We start from the raw sequence: 14,765 nt of genomic DNA, 5'->3' as shown, positions 1-14,765 counted from the left end.
TGGTGTCAAAATCTTCGGGAACGCCCAGCACCTCCAACCCCTGCCACTGGTCTTTCTTGCGCTTGATGGTGATGACTTTGGCTTCACCGGGGAGGATTTTCAACACCCAACCTGCCAGCGTTGTTTTTCCCATTCCCGTACTGCCGATGATGCGGATATGGGGAATCAGGTCATGGGGTTTGGTCTGAAACCAGTCCCATTGCCACCATTCGATTTTTTCAATATTCGGATAGTCGGGGAGCGTTACCCCACTCAAGGCAGGTGAATCAGCGTTAAGCGCGATCGCTCTCTTTTGCTGTAACTGGGTGATTTCATGCTCTGCCTTGGCTTTACCTAACGCATTCTCGGCGGTTTGTTTGCCAATGTCGGATAGTTTTAAGCCGTGAACGGCATCTTCAATTTCTTCATAGTGTCCGGCTTTTTTGAGTGCGTCGTCACGTTCGGCATCGGTCATCAACTGGATTTTTAACGCCTGGTTCTGGCGGCTTAATTGTTCCTTGGTAAAGTCTGTTTCCAACTCTTTACTGTGCTGGACAATGCCTAAATGTTTCTCGTTTTCGAGGTCGATTTCAAGCGCCCTGGCGCGAAGATTGCCAAAGAGAACCGGGAAGGATTGCTCTAGTTCGTCCGTCAAACTTTTGAAAATAGCGTAGGCGACAAGCAGGCAGACAGCACCGCCCAAACCGTACCAGACCGCTTGCGGGTTTTGTGCGGAAATTGGTTTAAGAACGCTGACCTTTTGGTCAAATTCAAGGTTGGCTAAACGTTCTTGTTCGACACGCCACGCAATACCGATTCTGATTTTCTTGCCCTGGCAGAATTGATGCAGATCCGGGCGATGAACCACAGGTGGTTTGAAGCAAAAAAGAACGCGGTCGAACTTGGTTTGATAGTCCCATAACGGAATCATCGCCCCGATGCCGCAAATGATTATGCCGCCAACGAATACCGAATTACGGCGCATTTTACGCCGAAAATGTTGCTCGTGGCGTTCCAGGTCTCGCATGATTAACGACGGAAGAGTAATGCCATGCCGACTAAGACAATAGCCGCAACGAGTGCGATAATTTCAACGGGATGATCTGTTTTTTGCAGGATTTCATAGTTTTTGATTTCGTCGTAGACTGCCAGAATTTGATGATTGGTTTCTTCAATTTCAGCGGCAACCGCTTTGACTGAAACATAGGCAACAACCATCCCGACAGCGGTTTTAAAAAGGGTAATGATTGGCTTGTGCATAAAGCTCAATTCCCAATGTTCACTTGTTTTGTGAATCGTAAAGCCTGACCATTCCCCAAGGGTCGGAACCAGACTGATAACCGCGCACATTAGCGAAATGACGACAACGCTGATGGCAAAATGAAACAGGAGAAATGCCATTGCTGCACTGCTGGCTTGACAGGCAGCAAACAGTAATAAGCTTTCAATGGTACGGCGAGTTTGTAATCTTTGATAGAAAGCTTCTTCCTGCTTTTCTAGATAGCGCTGGGTGTGATTGCTGGCTGGTTCCGTTTCGCCAGCATCTTGTTCTAAATCTTCCAGCATAAGATGTTTTTAAAAGTGGGTTTTTCCTTAAAGCCAAGGTTCAATCTGTAAAAAGTAGGTCTATAATAAACGATGCTTTACAAGCCTAAAGCGGCTCTCAATTTTGTTAACACGCCACTGAATGTTGAGGGGATATAATTTTTTTGCGGTATCAAATCGGTTCGGGCATCGTCGCCATATTCCAATAGATGTTTCGCCACTTGCAAATCATAAGCATCATCAGCTTGTAATTGTTTGATTTCCGGGCGATGGGTCTGCTGTAATAGTTTGGCGTTGTTGTCCACGGTTGTCATAAATTTATCGATGTAGCCCTTCATCTGGATATAGTTCAGGGTGTATTGATGCCGTTCGCGCTCGGTGTTTTTAGCGGTGACAAATTCCGCTGCCAGTTCCTTCCGACTGTGACCGTAGGCTTGATTCTCCAGTGTTGCTGACATGGTAGCGCGGTCGATTGACAGAGCGGATTTTGCGCCTTGTACCAATATTTCAGAGATGGCTTTGTTGTACTCGGCAGTACCTTGAATGATGTCCAAATAAGCTTCTTTCAGGAGTGGGGCTAGCTCTCTTGATAAACTGGCTTCTCTAGACGCTTGCCCTATCGCTTGCAGTTTGTTTTTATCGCCTTTAATCGCGGCTTTGAAGTCGTTCAGGTCAAGCCCGTACTTTCCTTTTAAAAGCGCTAGAATCCGCTTGGCTTTGGGCGAAACATGGTCTTTGAGGGTCATATGCTGTACCTTATTTCAACGGGTTTACATAGTTACGGTACGGGGGTCGGGGCTGGGGTCTGGTTGCCTGCCAAAAGAGGTTTTGAAGCTGAATGAAACAGAAAATGGCTAACCCGAACCCTGCCAGAATATTGAGAAGAGAACGACTGATGATAAAACGGTTAGAGGGTAACGCCGTACTCGGCGGCGAGGTCTTTAACGAAGTGGGTAAAGTTGGTTGATTCTCGAAAGTAGCTGTCGAGAACGCCTTCATAATCAACCCGTTTTCGCGGCATTTTTTGCAGTTTCCGCTTGAGCATTTCCGCCTCGATGTCGGGCATCGCTGACACCAAAGCCACCAGGCTATCGGTTTTGTGGTGGGCTTGCTCTAGCAGTTGTTGCGCCAAAGCCTTGTTTCGGCTGGTATCGTCTTTGGCGATCGCTTGAATGATATCAACAGCTTCCTGGGGGGTGATGGTGACGGGTGGCGCTGGAGGCTGGCTTAACGTTGATGGTTCGGCAATGGTCAGTTGGGTTTCAGTTGATTCTTCTTCAACAGCGGTTTCTGGCTCCGGTAATTCTGGCAAGAAATCCGCTAAATCTTCTGTCGTTTGGGGGGCAACAGACAAATCAATCTCATCAGATGAAGGTGCAACAATAGCGGTTTGTTGGTGCTGGGCTGCCAAGTCTTCAACAATGGCGGATAGTTGTTCTTCGGTCGGGTTGCTATCAGCGCATTGCTCACTATAAAGTGGTCTGATGTCGTCATAACTGACTTTGATTTTTCGGCGGGATAAGCGGGATTGAATTTGTTTCAGGTATTTGGCTTCAGACATTGATAACGCTCCTTTTCGGGCGAATCGTGAAGGCGAATGTCAACACAAGGTAAGCTTCTTCAAAACTATAAGTTCGGTCAGCCTTGAAGCTTAAACCTGCTTTATAAAAGCTTTTGTACAGGGAATAGCCGCCTAACCCAGGCATGAGTTTTTCAATGAAACTTGTTATTTCCTTCCCTGTAATTGCTTGGGGTGGGGAGTATTCTTGGGTGAATGTTTCTAGATTTTGAATGGCGTTTTTAGTAAGTGGTTTTCGGGGATTCGCTTTTTTAAAGCTGGCGTAGGCTTCAATGGTTTTGATATCCAGCTTCAAATCAGCCCCCCTCATTTCCTGGCAGATTTGTAACCACTGGTCATGCCTAATTGACTTGCCATAAACAGTTTCAAATCGTTGTCGGTAATAATCGGTTGCTGATTTCGCTTTTGGCATACTTACCGCTATTGCGATTAAGTCTAATCCTTCTAAAGCATACTTAACTTATGCAATTTGATGCAAATTGCATAAAAATTGGTTTTTTAGCTAACGCACGCGAAACGGCTAAGATTGGGAGAGTATCATGCACTTTGCTTCAATTTATGCAGAATGCCGGAAAAAGATGTTTACCGCATGACCGTATCCCTGCCGATGGAAACTTATAAGGCTTTAGAGGCTTGGGCGAAAGAAGAAGGCAGACGCGCCAGCAACCTTGCCGCACACTTGATTGACAGAGCGATTGTCAATCGTGACCAAAGCGAAAGGCATTCGCCAGCTTCACCGTCCGAAAAGCCGTTAACAGAAATCGTTAAAGAGGATTTGGAAAACCTTGCCAGAGAGCGGGGCGTAACCCCTGCTGAGATTTGGCAACAGCTTGTCCAAGCAATGGCAGACAAGCAGGAGGGAGAGTAGAAAAGAAATTCTTCTGTCAATTAGGTCAATTTTTAACCGCAATTACAGCTAAACTTTAGCCGAGAACTGTTGCACTGCCGTGCAAAGTCTTTGCACCCTGCTTGCTTTCGTTCAAGATTCGCCCGTTTAGCCGTACACGCACAATATAAGAGGATGTAAGCGGTTAAAAATCTTTAACCGTATTTTCCAAAAGGGCGGCACTGCGGACAGGGCAAGGGTTGCACTATTTAGCCATAAAATTTATGCTTCGCTCAAAGCTTGATTAGCATTAAGCCGAGAACCCTACAAAAACAGAAATAGAGGCTGAACATTCCGGCGTGAGCCTTATGCAGGAGATTTCAGCCTTGCAACAGCGATTGAGATGAACAAATCAGTATGATAAAAGAGAAAAATCAGAGAAAGTTTATCGTATGAGAGAACATTTTATCTCTCTGCCAGAAGATGTTTACTGTCATCTGCTGGCTGTTGCAGAAACCGAGGGGGTAACGCCTGCTGACTGGATTGCCGCACACTTGTCGTCAGATGTTGACCAGCAAAAACCGCTTGCCGCTTTGCTATCAGATTTGGTTGGGTCTATTAACAGTCAGACTGAAACTCCTTCTTCTTATGAGAAAACAGTCTTCGGTGAGGCGATCGCCAGTAAACTTGCCAAGCAAGGTATTCGCAGACCGTGATTCTGGTTGATACTGCACCGTTGATTGCGTTGATTGATGCGGGACAGGGAGAAGCGCATTATCGTTGTGTCGAAGCCTATCAAAAGATAACTAGTCCCCTTATCACAACATGGTGCTGTTTTACAGAAGCCATGTATTTCCTTCATCAGTTACGGGGTTGGTTTGCCCAGGATATTCTATGGCAATTTATTGAACGGAAAGCTCTCTTTTTGCATACATCAGGCATTGATGAACCACAAAGAATGCGGGAACTGATGAAGCAGTATCAGGACGTGCCGATGGATTTGGCAGATGCGTCCCTTGTCTCTGCTGCCGAGACGTTAAATATCAGTCGAATTTTCTCTCTGGACAGCGATTTTTATATTTATCGTTTCCAGGGAACAAAGGCATTTGAGGTTATTCCCTAAATTACCAACTTTTGACCCAAACTTGGTAAAATGCCCAAGGTTGGTGATGCAGCTCACAACCGCCATGAGAAATTAATACTTTTCGCCTCCCATTCCACCAAATGACTCTTTCGTGACTCCCTGCCACCACTAGACTAGTACTCCGTCAATGTTGAATTGAGGGATAAAGTCAGGCTAAGGTTAGGACTTAGTAGAATTAGCCCCAGGTTTCTAGTCTGGAAGCGTTCTTTATAATATCTTTATCAAAAAGCCTGATTTTTATGATATATGTGAGCATAGTCCCGAAAAACTGCAATTTGACGTTGTAGGTAGTTCTATTAATGCCAAGTTGAAATTAATTTATTTTTACTTGCTAGTACTTATATATATGCAGCGTCGGTTATTTACTCAAATATTACCAGGGGTAGCAATAGCTCCTGTAATTTCAGCTTTAGCTTGGGGAATTGCCACTACTACAAGCAACCAACCCAGTTATGCTGGAAATAACAAATTCTTCTGCGACCAAGAAGGGAAAATACCAGTTACCAAGGTACGCACCTCGCGAGGTCCTGAAACTTTTATTCGTTGGGTTGTTAAAGATTTTAAAAAATTTCCACCTTCAGAACGTTGTAACATTGTCTCCACAAGGCTGCAACGCTATTACGATAATGGCTCACTTTTCATCAGGAGTGAATTTAATTTCAACAATTATCCAGTTTTGTGCATTGCCAATCGTAGAGGCGTACCTTGTACTTCAGATAATGTACTAGTCACCCTCAAGCCAGGAACAGATTTAGGAAAAGTTTACCAGCAGATAATTGCTTTTCGCCGTGGTGTTGCAGGTAAACCTTTAGATTTAAGTGGCAAATGTCGTCCTTATACTGAGTATGACGGTGATTTGTATCTTGATGTTAAGCAACTAGTAGATGACAAGCAGTGTGGTGAATAGACTTTTGTTTTTTAACAATCTCAAAACAGGGTCTGTATAATCTCGCTTCTAGTTGGCAGTTCTTTGGGGGAGGTTTAGTGTAACATGATCTGGCAATGGCTAAAAAACGGACTTGGGTACACAGTCTGCTTGCTAATTTGTCTTGCTGGTATTTCTTTCGCATTGCCAAAACAGCAAAGAATTTCTAGTGATGTTACTAAACTTTCTCAAACATCTACTCCCCTTTCACCAGAACAATTACAAAAATTAGCAAAGACAATCACTGTCAAAATATCTACAAAAGAGTTACTTGGTTCAGGAACTTTGCTGCAAAAAAAAGGACAAGTTTATACAGTAATAACTAATGCCCATGTCTTAATAACAGCTAAACCTCCCTATCAAATTCAAACACCAGATGGGCGTGTATTTAACGCTTCTGTGTTGCAGATGGCGGAATTTGAGAAGGAAGATTTGGCTGTATTGCAGTTTCGTAGCCCAGATGTAGTTTATCAAGTTGCTAAGATTAAAGATGTATCTAGCTTGCAAGTTGGGGATAAGGTTTTTGTTGGTGGTTTTATATCTAATTTAACTAATCAAAATCTGTCTTACCAAGCCGCAAAAATCTTTAATAATCAGTTTTTATTTACATCTGGTAAAGTCACATTCTTGCTAGATAAAGCTTTAGAGCAGGGCTACCAAATTGGTTATACAAATGATGTTCGTAAAGGCATGAGTGGCGCACCATTATTAAATGTATCTGGTGAGGTCGTGGGTATTAATAGCTTACATAAAGACCCACTTTGGGATACGCCTGAAGTTTATCAGGATGGTTCCCAACCGGATAAATCATTACAAGAACTAATTACACAATCTAGTATGGCTGTACCTATTAAAAAAGAACTATTACAAAATCATCGGGAGAAGAAATCATGAGGTTGGCTGGTGGGTTTCCGGCAGTATTATTTGGTACAGCAATTGTCATTGTGCAACTGCAAATTGCTACGGCGTTGAAATCTACAGAAGTTAGTCCTATAGCGGAACAAATTACAGTTCGTATTGATGGAGCAGGTACAGGTTCTGGCGTAATTATTGAGCGCCAAGGCAATACTTATACCATTCTCACCAATTTGCATGTAGTGCAAGAAAAAGGTAGCTACACAGTCCAAACACCAGATGGGAAAAAATACACTTTCAATCGTAGTCAAGTACAATCATTACCAGGTGTTGATTTAGCGGTATTTCAGTTTACTAGCAACCAAAATTATAGTGTTGCAGAAAAGGGAACTTCGGAAAACTTACCATTGGGGACAACTATTTATGTAGCAGGTTATCCTCAAGGATCATCAAGCATCAGCTTTTTGAGTGGGTCAATTTCTAGTCGTGAAACAAATCCAAAAGATGGTTACGCTTTTGTTTATATAGTGCCTGCTTTTCCAGATATGAGTGGCGGACCGATACTGGATGAGCAAGGTAAATTAGTAGGAATTCACGGGCGTTCTTTAACTCGTCCAGACACGAATGCTGTTACTGTGTTTGGAATTCCGTTGAGGACTTACTTGAGTCTTGTCTCGTCTGCAAAACCTATGGCGACTGCGCCAGCACCAAAGCCATCAAATCCGCCAGTCTCAACTGCGCCATCAGCCGCTAAGTTTACTCTAGCGAGGACTCTGATTGGGCATTCTCAAAAAGATAGTTTTGATCGCTTCAGCTCCAAAGAAGGAGCGGTTTATTCAGTCGCCTTTAGCCCAGATGGCAAAACTTTAGCTAGTGGTAGTCGGGACGAGACTATCAAAATCTGGAACCTCGCCACAGGGCAAGTAATTCGTACCCTCAATCGTCATTCTCCTGCTTATTCAGTCGCCTTTAGCCCAGATGGCAGAACTTTAGCTAGTAGTGGTTATGATACGACTATCAAAATCTGGAACCTCGCCACAGGGCAAGTAATTCGTACCCTCAATGGTCATTCTGCTGCGGTTGGTTCAGTCGCCATTAGCCCAGATGGCAGAACTTTAGCTAGTGGTAGTGTAGCTGGTGGTAGTGATGATAAGACTATCAAAATCTGGAACCTCGCCACATGGCAAGTAATTCATACCCTCAATGGTCATTCTAATTCGTCGGTTTTTTCAGTCGCCTTTAGCCCAGATGGCAGAACTTTAGCTAGTGGTGGTAATGATGCGACTATCGAAATTTGGAACCTTGCCACAGGGCAAGTAATTCGTACCCTCAATGGTCATTCTGATTCGGTTAATTCAGTCGCCATCAGCCCAGATGGCAGAACTTTAGCTAGTGGTAGTTATGACAAGACTATCAAAATCTGGAACCTTGTCACAGGGCAAGTAATTCGTACCCTCAATGGTCATTCTGATTCGGTTAAGTTAGTCGCCTTTAGCCCAGATGGCAGAACTTTAGCTAGTGGTAGTCAGGACAAGACTATCAAAATCTGGAACCTCGCCACAGGGCAAGTAATTCGTACCCTCAATGGTCATTCTAATTTGGTTAATTCAGTCGCCTTTAGCCCAGATGGCAAAACTTTAGCTAGTGGTAGTTGGGACGCCACTATCAAGATTTGGCGGCTGTCTGAGTAGCCATGCAATTTTAGACTTTGCCTATTTTAACCCAAACTTGTATTTCAAGATTTTCCAGTAATCTCATTAGGCATAGAATCAATTACATTTCTATAAACTTTCGTTGGCAATTTATACGCCTTCTTTAATTCTCCAGGGGTATGGATAAAATATTCTTAATTATTTTCTGTAATTTTAAATGACTGAATCATCGCTTCAGCAGTAGGTAAATACTGGGAATATCTTGCCAAATCAGCTGTATAAGTTATAAAGTAAACTTTGCCATTCCTTACAGTGCCAATTTCCATAACATGGAGTTTACATTGTCCTTCTTGCCGATAATAAGTTAATTTATAAGCGTTAAATTTTGATAGCGTTGATGATTTAGTCTCATCAATAATTTGCGACTTAGGATTAATATTTTTAATCTTGCTAATTGCAAAATTTTTAGATTCTTCCACAGATAACAAATGAGGAGATAAGTCATTGATATTAATCGTTATTTCTAAAATACAAGAATCAACTTGCTTGTAATTTTCTGGTATAAATTTAATTACCTGACCACCAAAATCACCCCCTACTTCCACAAAATCGCCGCTTGGTTCCATTGCTTTCCAATCGCCTGGATATCTAATTGCGATGCCATCAAGCTCTTTAGAACCTGAAAGAATAGGTTTTTGATTAATTTGAGATAAAATCCATAAAACTATAGGAGCAATTACTACTAATACACCTACAGTTAGGAAAATTTTCCACGGTCGAGATTTAACAGAACCGCTATGTGGAAGATTATTTGGTTGTGGGCTTAACTTTGTCCCTGCCCCAGGAGACGAAGGTAGTCAGTTAAACGTCACCGGGGCATTAAATACGGTGCCTTGGAAAACATTTTTCATCTCATCTGCCAACTTCTGATAGTTGATCACACTTGGCTGTTGTGGCTGAGACTTGAGGTTATCGGCTATTTGCTGTATCAACTGAATAAAATTAGGATTGGGTTCAGCTTTAGCAGCTGTTGCTAATTCTTGTGCAGCTTGAGCCAACTCCGAATTAGCCTTAGCCGCAGATTCTACTTCTAGTACAGCTTTGCCATAATCGAGTGGTTGGTCTGGCGCTTTCTCTATCGCAACTACAGTCTGGGGAGAGTGTTTTTTGAGGGTGACAAGAAACTCACCTGTCTTATCCCATAAAGCTTGTCCGACATTTTCGCCTGTTTTTTCTAAGGCTTTGGTGGCAATTACAGAGCCAATTGCGATCGCAGCAGTAGTTAGAGGTTCCATTTGCTACTGTATCCTATGTCTATGCTATTCTTCTATTAACACATGGTTGATGTGCTAATTTCCGTAATTGTAGGGAAAAAATTTAGATTTATCACCATTTTAATCTTGCGATCGCAACGCCTCGACTTTTGGTCATGCTTTAGTCGAATACTGGACTCAAAACTTGATCATTGAACAACTCCGAGAGTGGGTAGAGGGTTTAGCATTGCTAAACCCCTACGAAAAATCTCTCCTGTATCAGGATTTTCGTGAATTGGTATAAGGTAGTGTCACCACGACTATGGAGAGCGAGAAGCCACCGCTTTGCTGCCTCTGTGGCTTTCACAATTAGGAGCAGCAAGAGACTTGGCATGACCAAAACCCGTTGATATGTCTCTACATCATCTCCCTTAAGTGTTGTATTTCCTTATCCCTTGCCTATCTTTACTAAGTATTTATACTTATTAAATCGAACGAATCACACCAGTGATTTGCAATCAAAACATTACCAACTAATAACCGAATGCTGGTTCTTTTCGACGGTGATGACCAGATATAATAAAATTTTTCTTTAAGCCTTCTTCCACAGCCCTTTATAAGGTTGTGGCGACAACTGGGTGTAGCGCACCGTATGCTGGATGTTTTTATGCCCCAAGTATCCTTGAATAGTACGGGTATCTGTTTTTTCCCGTGCCAGATAATAGCCGCAGGCATGACGCAGCATGTGGGCGTGAATAGGGAATGCTAAACCTGCCAGCTTCCCCGCCTGCTCGATAATTCCTCGGATAGAATCAGGAGCCAGCGGTGATTTCCTTGACGACATGAAAATAAACGGCGTGTTAGGATAATCCTTTTGCAGCTTCCGTAACGCACGTAACTCATCACCGTACAGCGGATGAACGGCTCTTGAGCCATTTTTGAGCCGATTGATATGCAGCGTTGCCGCAGTAAAATCCACTTGTTCCCACCGTAAGCCAGCTACTTCTCCCACCCGTAACCCATGCCGATACATAAGCAGCACCAGCGTCGCATCTCGGTGCGCGTGTCTGCCACCGTGCTTTCTAATGGCTTTCATCATCGCGTCCACTTCTTCAGGTAACAGATATTCGCGCGATCGCACATCCTCATATTTGCGTTGATTCGGAGACGTGCGTTTGGAGACAACAGACTCACTTTTTTGCGTTATACCAACTTTTGATGATTGGGTATCAGGCAAGGTATCCAGCGCAGACATACAACGAAACTCGACGGTGTAAGGGTTAGCGTTCCCGCCAGTATGCCAGATTTTAAACGTTTTACCAGCTTTCGGTTATTTGTTGGTATATGCCTTCTCTGATACAACTGTTTAGTACGAGGCTCTAGGAATTCCCTGAATGGAGGGGCTGAACCTTTACATAGTAGAATGACAAGAAGATTTGTTGCTAGCATCAGTATAAAGTTCGCTTTCGAGAGATACTAATTTCTGAGCTATGTTTTTTATTTATATAGATATATGCCTAACTGGTAGGCAATCACACTTGTTTGTCTAATACCCTATGCCAAGATTTATTCAATATTGGTTGCTACCACTGCTACAGACATTCATCAGTAATGTTGCGCTTGCTTATCTAGTTAATCGCTTGCAACCAAGCGGCAATAATAACCAAACTTTTTTACTGATGGCAGTATGTATTGTTGCAATTATTATAATCAACTTTTGGCAATCCCAATCTCAGCAGTCTCAGCAGAATTCTGTCCCAGCAAACCAAAATGGGATGATTGGCTTTTTACCTCTGCTAGGAGGTGTTACCCTTTATTCAATAAGCAGCTATTTACCTACTGAATACAGGCAAACAGTTTCTTATATATCCCTGTTTCTGTTTGCTGTGGGAACTGTACTGCCAGTAGGAGTACTTTTACCAAGAAAGTGGCATCGGCGGCTAATATGGACTATTCCTGGTGCTGGACTGTTCATAACCCTTTATTGTCTTATCACATCACCGATAGCAGCGGTTCCGTGGTCTCTACTGACAGCAATTCTGGTGATACTGGCATTTTTAAGCTCATTTATTTATGGAGTTATAAATCGAGTTTTAGAAAGTATTAAGCAATGGCTGGAACAGATGGAACCGCTTGTTGCTGACCTCATCGTCAGTAAATTGTGGGAATCAACTTCACCATTTCAGCGGGAATATTACCAAAGTTTGATTTATACTTCTCGAGATTATCAGACACAGGGATTGGATAAAGACCGCATCCTAAAATTGCAAGAAGTATTTGTACCACTTAAGATAGTTACAAAAGAGGCAAGTCTGGCAGGTTCCAGAATTATTCCACAAAAGAAGAGAGAAGAGAATAACCCGAGGGAAAAACAAATTTGGGATTTTTTAGCAGCAATTGGTAATGGTGAACCGACGTTTCGGCGTATGGCAGTGCTAGGCGCACCAGGAACGGGAAAAACTACACTTCTAAGATATTTAACCCTGACTTATGCTACCAAACAACAGCGAAAACGGCATCCTAAAGCGCCAAAATTAATTCCAGTCTTATTATATCTCAAAGATGTGTACCAGAGAATTGTCAATAGGCAATTGTCTCTGGCAGAGTTGATTAGTGAGCAAGTAAAGCAGCAACGAAAAATTCAGCCGCTCAATCCACCCCCTAACTGGTTTGCTGAAAAATTACGTCAAAACAAATGTTTGGTGATGCTCGATGGGTTGGATGAAGTGGCAGATGAACATCAGCGCCGGATGGTTACTCGTTGGGTAGATGAACAGATGCAGGCATACCCAGACACCGCTTTTATTTTAACTTCTCGACCATTTGGCTATAAAAGTGCACAGCTACAACAAGAGGTAACGGTCTTAGAGGTGCAACCTTTTAGCTTGAAGCAGATACAGCAGTTTATTCATAACTGGTATTTGGAAACAGAGGTCATGAGTCGTGCTGGGGAAGAAGACTTGGGAGTGCAGGAAGAAGCCAAAAAACAAGCTGATGATTTAATTAAGCGAATTAAGAATAGTAAACCTTTAGCAGACATGGCAGTAAATCCTTTGCTACTAACAATGATTGCCACGGTTCATCGTCGCGGTAGCGCCCTGCCAGGAAAACGAGTCGAGCTTTACAAGGAAATTTGCCAGGTTTTATTAGAAAGGCGACTGAGAGCTAAGAATATTGGCGATGCGCTAACCGCTACCCAAAAGCAATCTGTGTTACAAGTGCTGGCATTGGTGTTGATACAACAGAAGACTCGTGATTTCAAGCTATTTGAGGGAATTTCTATAATTAAAAATGAGTTAGAAACCGTTGCTGGCAGTAGAGTGAAGCCAGAAGATTTTCTCAAGCAAATTCGGGATGTCAGTGGACTGTTAGTAGAAAAGGAGTTAGGTGTTTATGAATTTGCTCATTTAAGTTTTCAGGAATACTTAGCAGCAGTTCAGGTAAAGGAATCGAACCAAGAAAATGTTTTAATCAAAAATATTAATAATTCCTGGTGGGCTGAAACCATTCGTCTCTATGCTGCTCAAAGTAATGCTACCAATATAATTTATGCAATCTTAGATATACCATCTCCATCAGTTGAGGCTATGGCACTTGCTTATGATTGCTTGCAAGAGGGTTTAAGTGTGAATCCAGATGTACGAGAAGAACTTGAACAAACGCTAGATGCAGATTTAGAAAGTCGATGACAGATAAATTTGAACTCGCAGTTAATACATTGCTATTACGGCGACTGCAAAACAACCTATTTCAAATTGATCAGAATGTTGCAATTGACAATAGCTACATTACCTGCGCGGAATATCAATTGTTTATTGATGAAAAGTTAAAAGCAGGTGAACATCGTCAGCCTGATCATTGGACAAGTTACAGGTTTCCACCTGGATATGCGAAAAAACCAGTCACTGGAGTAAGAGCTAGTGATGCTGAGGAGTTTTGTAAGTGGCTGACTCAACATGACTCTGCACTAGGATTTAAATACAGACTGCCAACATTAACAGAAGTACAAAACTGCCCAGTAGAAGTAGAAAACGACCCAGTGAATGGAACGCAAATTGGATGCTGGTGCAAGAATGGAGAAAATAAGGTAATTGCGGGAATAGAATATAGTCAATGGCAAGTTTGGCAAGACCAAGTCTGGGTAAACAATTTAGCTCACGTCGATAACCATACCCCTGCATATGCCCGTAGCTCTGCCCGTGCGATCAATTTTAACAGTATCTTTGATGGGGATCTTGCCAGTGTTCTTTCCAGCAACTTTACTTTTGCTGAAGATCTTACCAGTGCCCTTAACTTTGCCTATGTCCTTACTCTTGCCCGTATCGTTATTAGTGGTGGTATCCATATTTGTGATCTTGTAGTTGACTTTCTCCGTGCCTCTGTTGGTAATCTTGTTAATATCCTTTTTGCTAGGCTTGTTAGGGATGAACAACGTATGCGTGATCTTGTTCATAGCTTGGGCTACGATCTTGTCCGTACCATTGCCAATGACCGAAGGCTTGCCCGTCAAAGTGATCTTAACCTTGCCCGTGTCCTTGCCCATACTCGTGTCCTTGTCCGTGACCGTGTTCGTGTCCGTGCTCATGACCTTGACCTTGCCTGTGACCTTGCCCGTGACCGTGACCTTACCTTTGCTCGTAATCTTACCCTTACCCCTATCCGCTCCTACTTGCTTTTAATTTGTGTTCTCTGGTGCTGGTTATCAGATGTGTATGAAAAAATATCTAGAAAGCCAAGAGTATTACCATTAAGGAAATCAACTCGTAAATTTTATGACGATTTAACATCTGACTATATAAATAAAAGAAATAAAACTTTTAATTTATATGCTTTCTTTGTATTACTTGATGAGCGAAGAGCAGGGCGGATGGTAACGTGGGAGGGCATTCGGATTGTTAAGGAAAACATTTAGCAAATTTTTTAAGTATATGAACTTTTTATCCCGCCAAATAAATTATAGCAGGTTGAGAGTCAATACTTTTCAGATAAGCACTCTTAATACCCTAC

General features: G+C 42.6%; 16 protein-coding genes. 8 read left to right on the top strand and 8 right to left on the bottom strand.

The genetic code is table 11. The features are described 5' to 3' along the window. The 5 genes from AABK37_RS23040 to AABK37_RS23020 form a co-directional block, all read right to left on the bottom strand. Window positions 1–1,006, bottom strand: a 1,006-nt coding sequence (locus AABK37_RS23040) for a hypothetical protein (RefSeq protein WP_432553859.1), incomplete at its 3' end; no start/stop codon positions are given. A gap of 2 nt (window positions 1,007–1,008) precedes the next feature. Continuing rightward, the gene (locus AABK37_RS23035) at window positions 1,009–1,545 is read right to left on the bottom strand and encodes a hypothetical protein (RefSeq protein WP_432553858.1); all 537 of its coding nucleotides are present in this window, start codon (window positions 1,543–1,545) and stop codon (window positions 1,009–1,011) included. Window positions 1,546–1,622: 77 nt separating this feature from the next. Continuing rightward, entirely contained in the window at window positions 1,623–2,270 is a 648-nt protein-coding gene (locus AABK37_RS23030; protein WP_432553857.1) for a hypothetical protein, read from the bottom strand. Between the two features lie 161 nt (window positions 2,271–2,431). Further along, window positions 2,432–3,085 (bottom strand): hypothetical protein, encoded by a 654-nt coding sequence (locus AABK37_RS23025; RefSeq protein ID WP_432553856.1) that lies wholly within the window; start codon window positions 3,083–3,085, stop codon window positions 2,432–2,434. Beyond that, entirely contained in the window at window positions 3,078–3,515 is a 438-nt protein-coding gene (locus tag AABK37_RS23020) for a hypothetical protein (protein ID WP_432553855.1), read from the bottom strand. Before AABK37_RS23020 ends, AABK37_RS23025 begins: the two co-directional genes overlap by 8 nt. A gap of 153 nt (window positions 3,516–3,668) precedes the next feature. Between AABK37_RS23020 and AABK37_RS23015 the strand changes: the two genes are divergently transcribed. The 6 genes from AABK37_RS23015 to AABK37_RS22990 all read left to right on the top strand — a co-directional run bounded on the left by AABK37_RS23015 (window position 3,669) and on the right by AABK37_RS22990 (window position 8,544). Further along, window positions 3,669–3,971, top strand: coding sequence for a ribbon-helix-helix domain-containing protein (locus tag AABK37_RS23015; protein ID WP_432553854.1), 303 nt, complete (start codon window positions 3,669–3,671; stop codon window positions 3,969–3,971). A 410-nt stretch (window positions 3,972–4,381) separates the two neighbouring features. Beyond that, entirely contained in the window at window positions 4,382–4,645 is a 264-nt protein-coding gene (locus AABK37_RS23010) for a hypothetical protein (protein ID WP_432553853.1), read from the top strand. After that, on the top strand, window positions 4,642–5,052 hold the full coding sequence (locus tag AABK37_RS23005; RefSeq protein WP_432553852.1) for a type II toxin-antitoxin system VapC family toxin: 411 nt from the start codon (window positions 4,642–4,644) through the stop codon (window positions 5,050–5,052). The genes AABK37_RS23010 and AABK37_RS23005 overlap by 4 nt, the downstream gene beginning before the upstream one ends. A 367-nt stretch (window positions 5,053–5,419) precedes the next feature. Next, on the top strand, window positions 5,420–5,980 hold the full coding sequence (locus AABK37_RS23000; protein WP_432553851.1) for a COP23 domain-containing protein: 561 nt from the start codon (window positions 5,420–5,422) through the stop codon (window positions 5,978–5,980). Between the two features lie 84 nt (window positions 5,981–6,064). Then, complete coding sequence (locus AABK37_RS22995; RefSeq protein ID WP_432553850.1) at window positions 6,065–6,892, top strand: S1 family peptidase; 828 nt, start codon at window positions 6,065–6,067, stop codon at window positions 6,890–6,892. A 2-nt stretch (window positions 6,893–6,894) separates the two neighbouring features. Beyond that, a complete protein-coding gene (locus tag AABK37_RS22990; protein WP_432553849.1) occupies window positions 6,895–8,544 on the top strand; it encodes a trypsin-like peptidase domain-containing protein in 1,650 nt (549 codons plus the stop codon). Window positions 8,545–8,699: 155 nt separating this feature from the next. On the opposite strand, the gene AABK37_RS22985 is transcribed toward AABK37_RS22990, so the two are convergent. From AABK37_RS22985 to AABK37_RS22975, 3 genes are all read right to left on the bottom strand, one after another. Next, window positions 8,700–9,194 carry a PsbP-related protein gene (locus tag AABK37_RS22985; RefSeq protein ID WP_432553861.1) on the bottom strand — a complete coding sequence of 165 codons (495 nt, stop codon included), beginning with the start codon at window positions 9,192–9,194 and terminating at the stop codon, window positions 8,700–8,702. A gap of 168 nt (window positions 9,195–9,362) precedes the next feature. Beyond that, a complete protein-coding gene (locus AABK37_RS22980) occupies window positions 9,363–9,800 on the bottom strand; it encodes a hypothetical protein (protein WP_432553848.1) in 438 nt (145 codons plus the stop codon). A gap of 550 nt (window positions 9,801–10,350) precedes the next feature. Continuing rightward, window positions 10,351–11,013 (bottom strand): tyrosine-type recombinase/integrase, encoded by a 663-nt coding sequence (locus tag AABK37_RS22975; protein ID WP_432553847.1) that lies wholly within the window; start codon window positions 11,011–11,013, stop codon window positions 10,351–10,353. A 301-nt stretch (window positions 11,014–11,314) separates the two neighbouring features. Between AABK37_RS22975 and AABK37_RS22970 the strand changes: the two genes are divergently transcribed. Further along, the gene (locus AABK37_RS22970) at window positions 11,315–13,447 is read left to right on the top strand and encodes an NACHT domain-containing protein (RefSeq protein WP_432553846.1); all 2,133 of its coding nucleotides are present in this window, start codon (window positions 11,315–11,317) and stop codon (window positions 13,445–13,447) included. Beyond that, complete coding sequence (locus tag AABK37_RS22965) at window positions 13,444–14,670, top strand: SUMF1/EgtB/PvdO family nonheme iron enzyme (protein ID WP_432553845.1); 1,227 nt, start codon at window positions 13,444–13,446, stop codon at window positions 14,668–14,670. Before AABK37_RS22970 ends, AABK37_RS22965 begins: the two co-directional genes overlap by 4 nt. Window positions 14,671–14,765: the final 95 nt, after the last annotated feature.

This window comes from Tolypothrix sp. VBCCA 56010 (assembly GCF_050875635.1).
Classification (GTDB): domain Bacteria; phylum Cyanobacteriota; class Cyanobacteriia; order Cyanobacteriales; family Nostocaceae; genus Hassallia.
Note: the sequence above shows the minus strand (reverse complement) of the source record. Positions and strands in the feature narration are given on the sequence as shown.

Excerpts from the sequence above, each read along its gene's own strand:
- AABK37_RS23000 (WP_432553851.1), top strand. The coding sequence starts at position 5,420 with ATGCAGCGTCGGTTATTTACTCAAATATTACCAGGGGTAGCAATAGCT.
- AABK37_RS23015 (WP_432553854.1), top strand. The coding sequence starts at position 3,669 with ATGCCGGAAAAAGATGTTTACCGCATGACCGTATCCCTGCCGATGGAA.
- AABK37_RS22995 (WP_432553850.1), top strand. The coding sequence starts at position 6,065 with ATGATCTGGCAATGGCTAAAAAACGGACTTGGGTACACAGTCTGCTTG.
- AABK37_RS22970 (WP_432553846.1), top strand. The coding sequence starts at position 11,315 with ATGCCAAGATTTATTCAATATTGGTTGCTACCACTGCTACAGACATTC.
- AABK37_RS23035 (WP_432553858.1), bottom strand. The coding sequence starts at position 1,545 with ATGCTGGAAGATTTAGAACAAGATGCTGGCGAAACGGAACCAGCCAGC.
- AABK37_RS23025 (WP_432553856.1), bottom strand. The coding sequence starts at position 3,085 with ATGTCTGAAGCCAAATACCTGAAACAAATTCAATCCCGCTTATCCCGC.
- AABK37_RS23020 (WP_432553855.1), bottom strand. The coding sequence starts at position 3,515 with ATGCCAAAAGCGAAATCAGCAACCGATTATTACCGACAACGATTTGAA.
- AABK37_RS22965 (WP_432553845.1), top strand. The coding sequence starts at position 13,444 with ATGACAGATAAATTTGAACTCGCAGTTAATACATTGCTATTACGGCGA.
- AABK37_RS22975 (WP_432553847.1), bottom strand. The coding sequence starts at position 11,013 with ATGTCTGCGCTGGATACCTTGCCTGATACCCAATCATCAAAAGTTGGT.
- AABK37_RS22980 (WP_432553848.1), bottom strand. The coding sequence starts at position 9,800 with ATGGAACCTCTAACTACTGCTGCGATCGCAATTGGCTCTGTAATTGCC.
- AABK37_RS23030 (WP_432553857.1), bottom strand. The coding sequence starts at position 2,270 with ATGACCCTCAAAGACCATGTTTCGCCCAAAGCCAAGCGGATTCTAGCG.
- AABK37_RS23010 (WP_432553853.1), top strand. The coding sequence starts at position 4,382 with ATGAGAGAACATTTTATCTCTCTGCCAGAAGATGTTTACTGTCATCTG.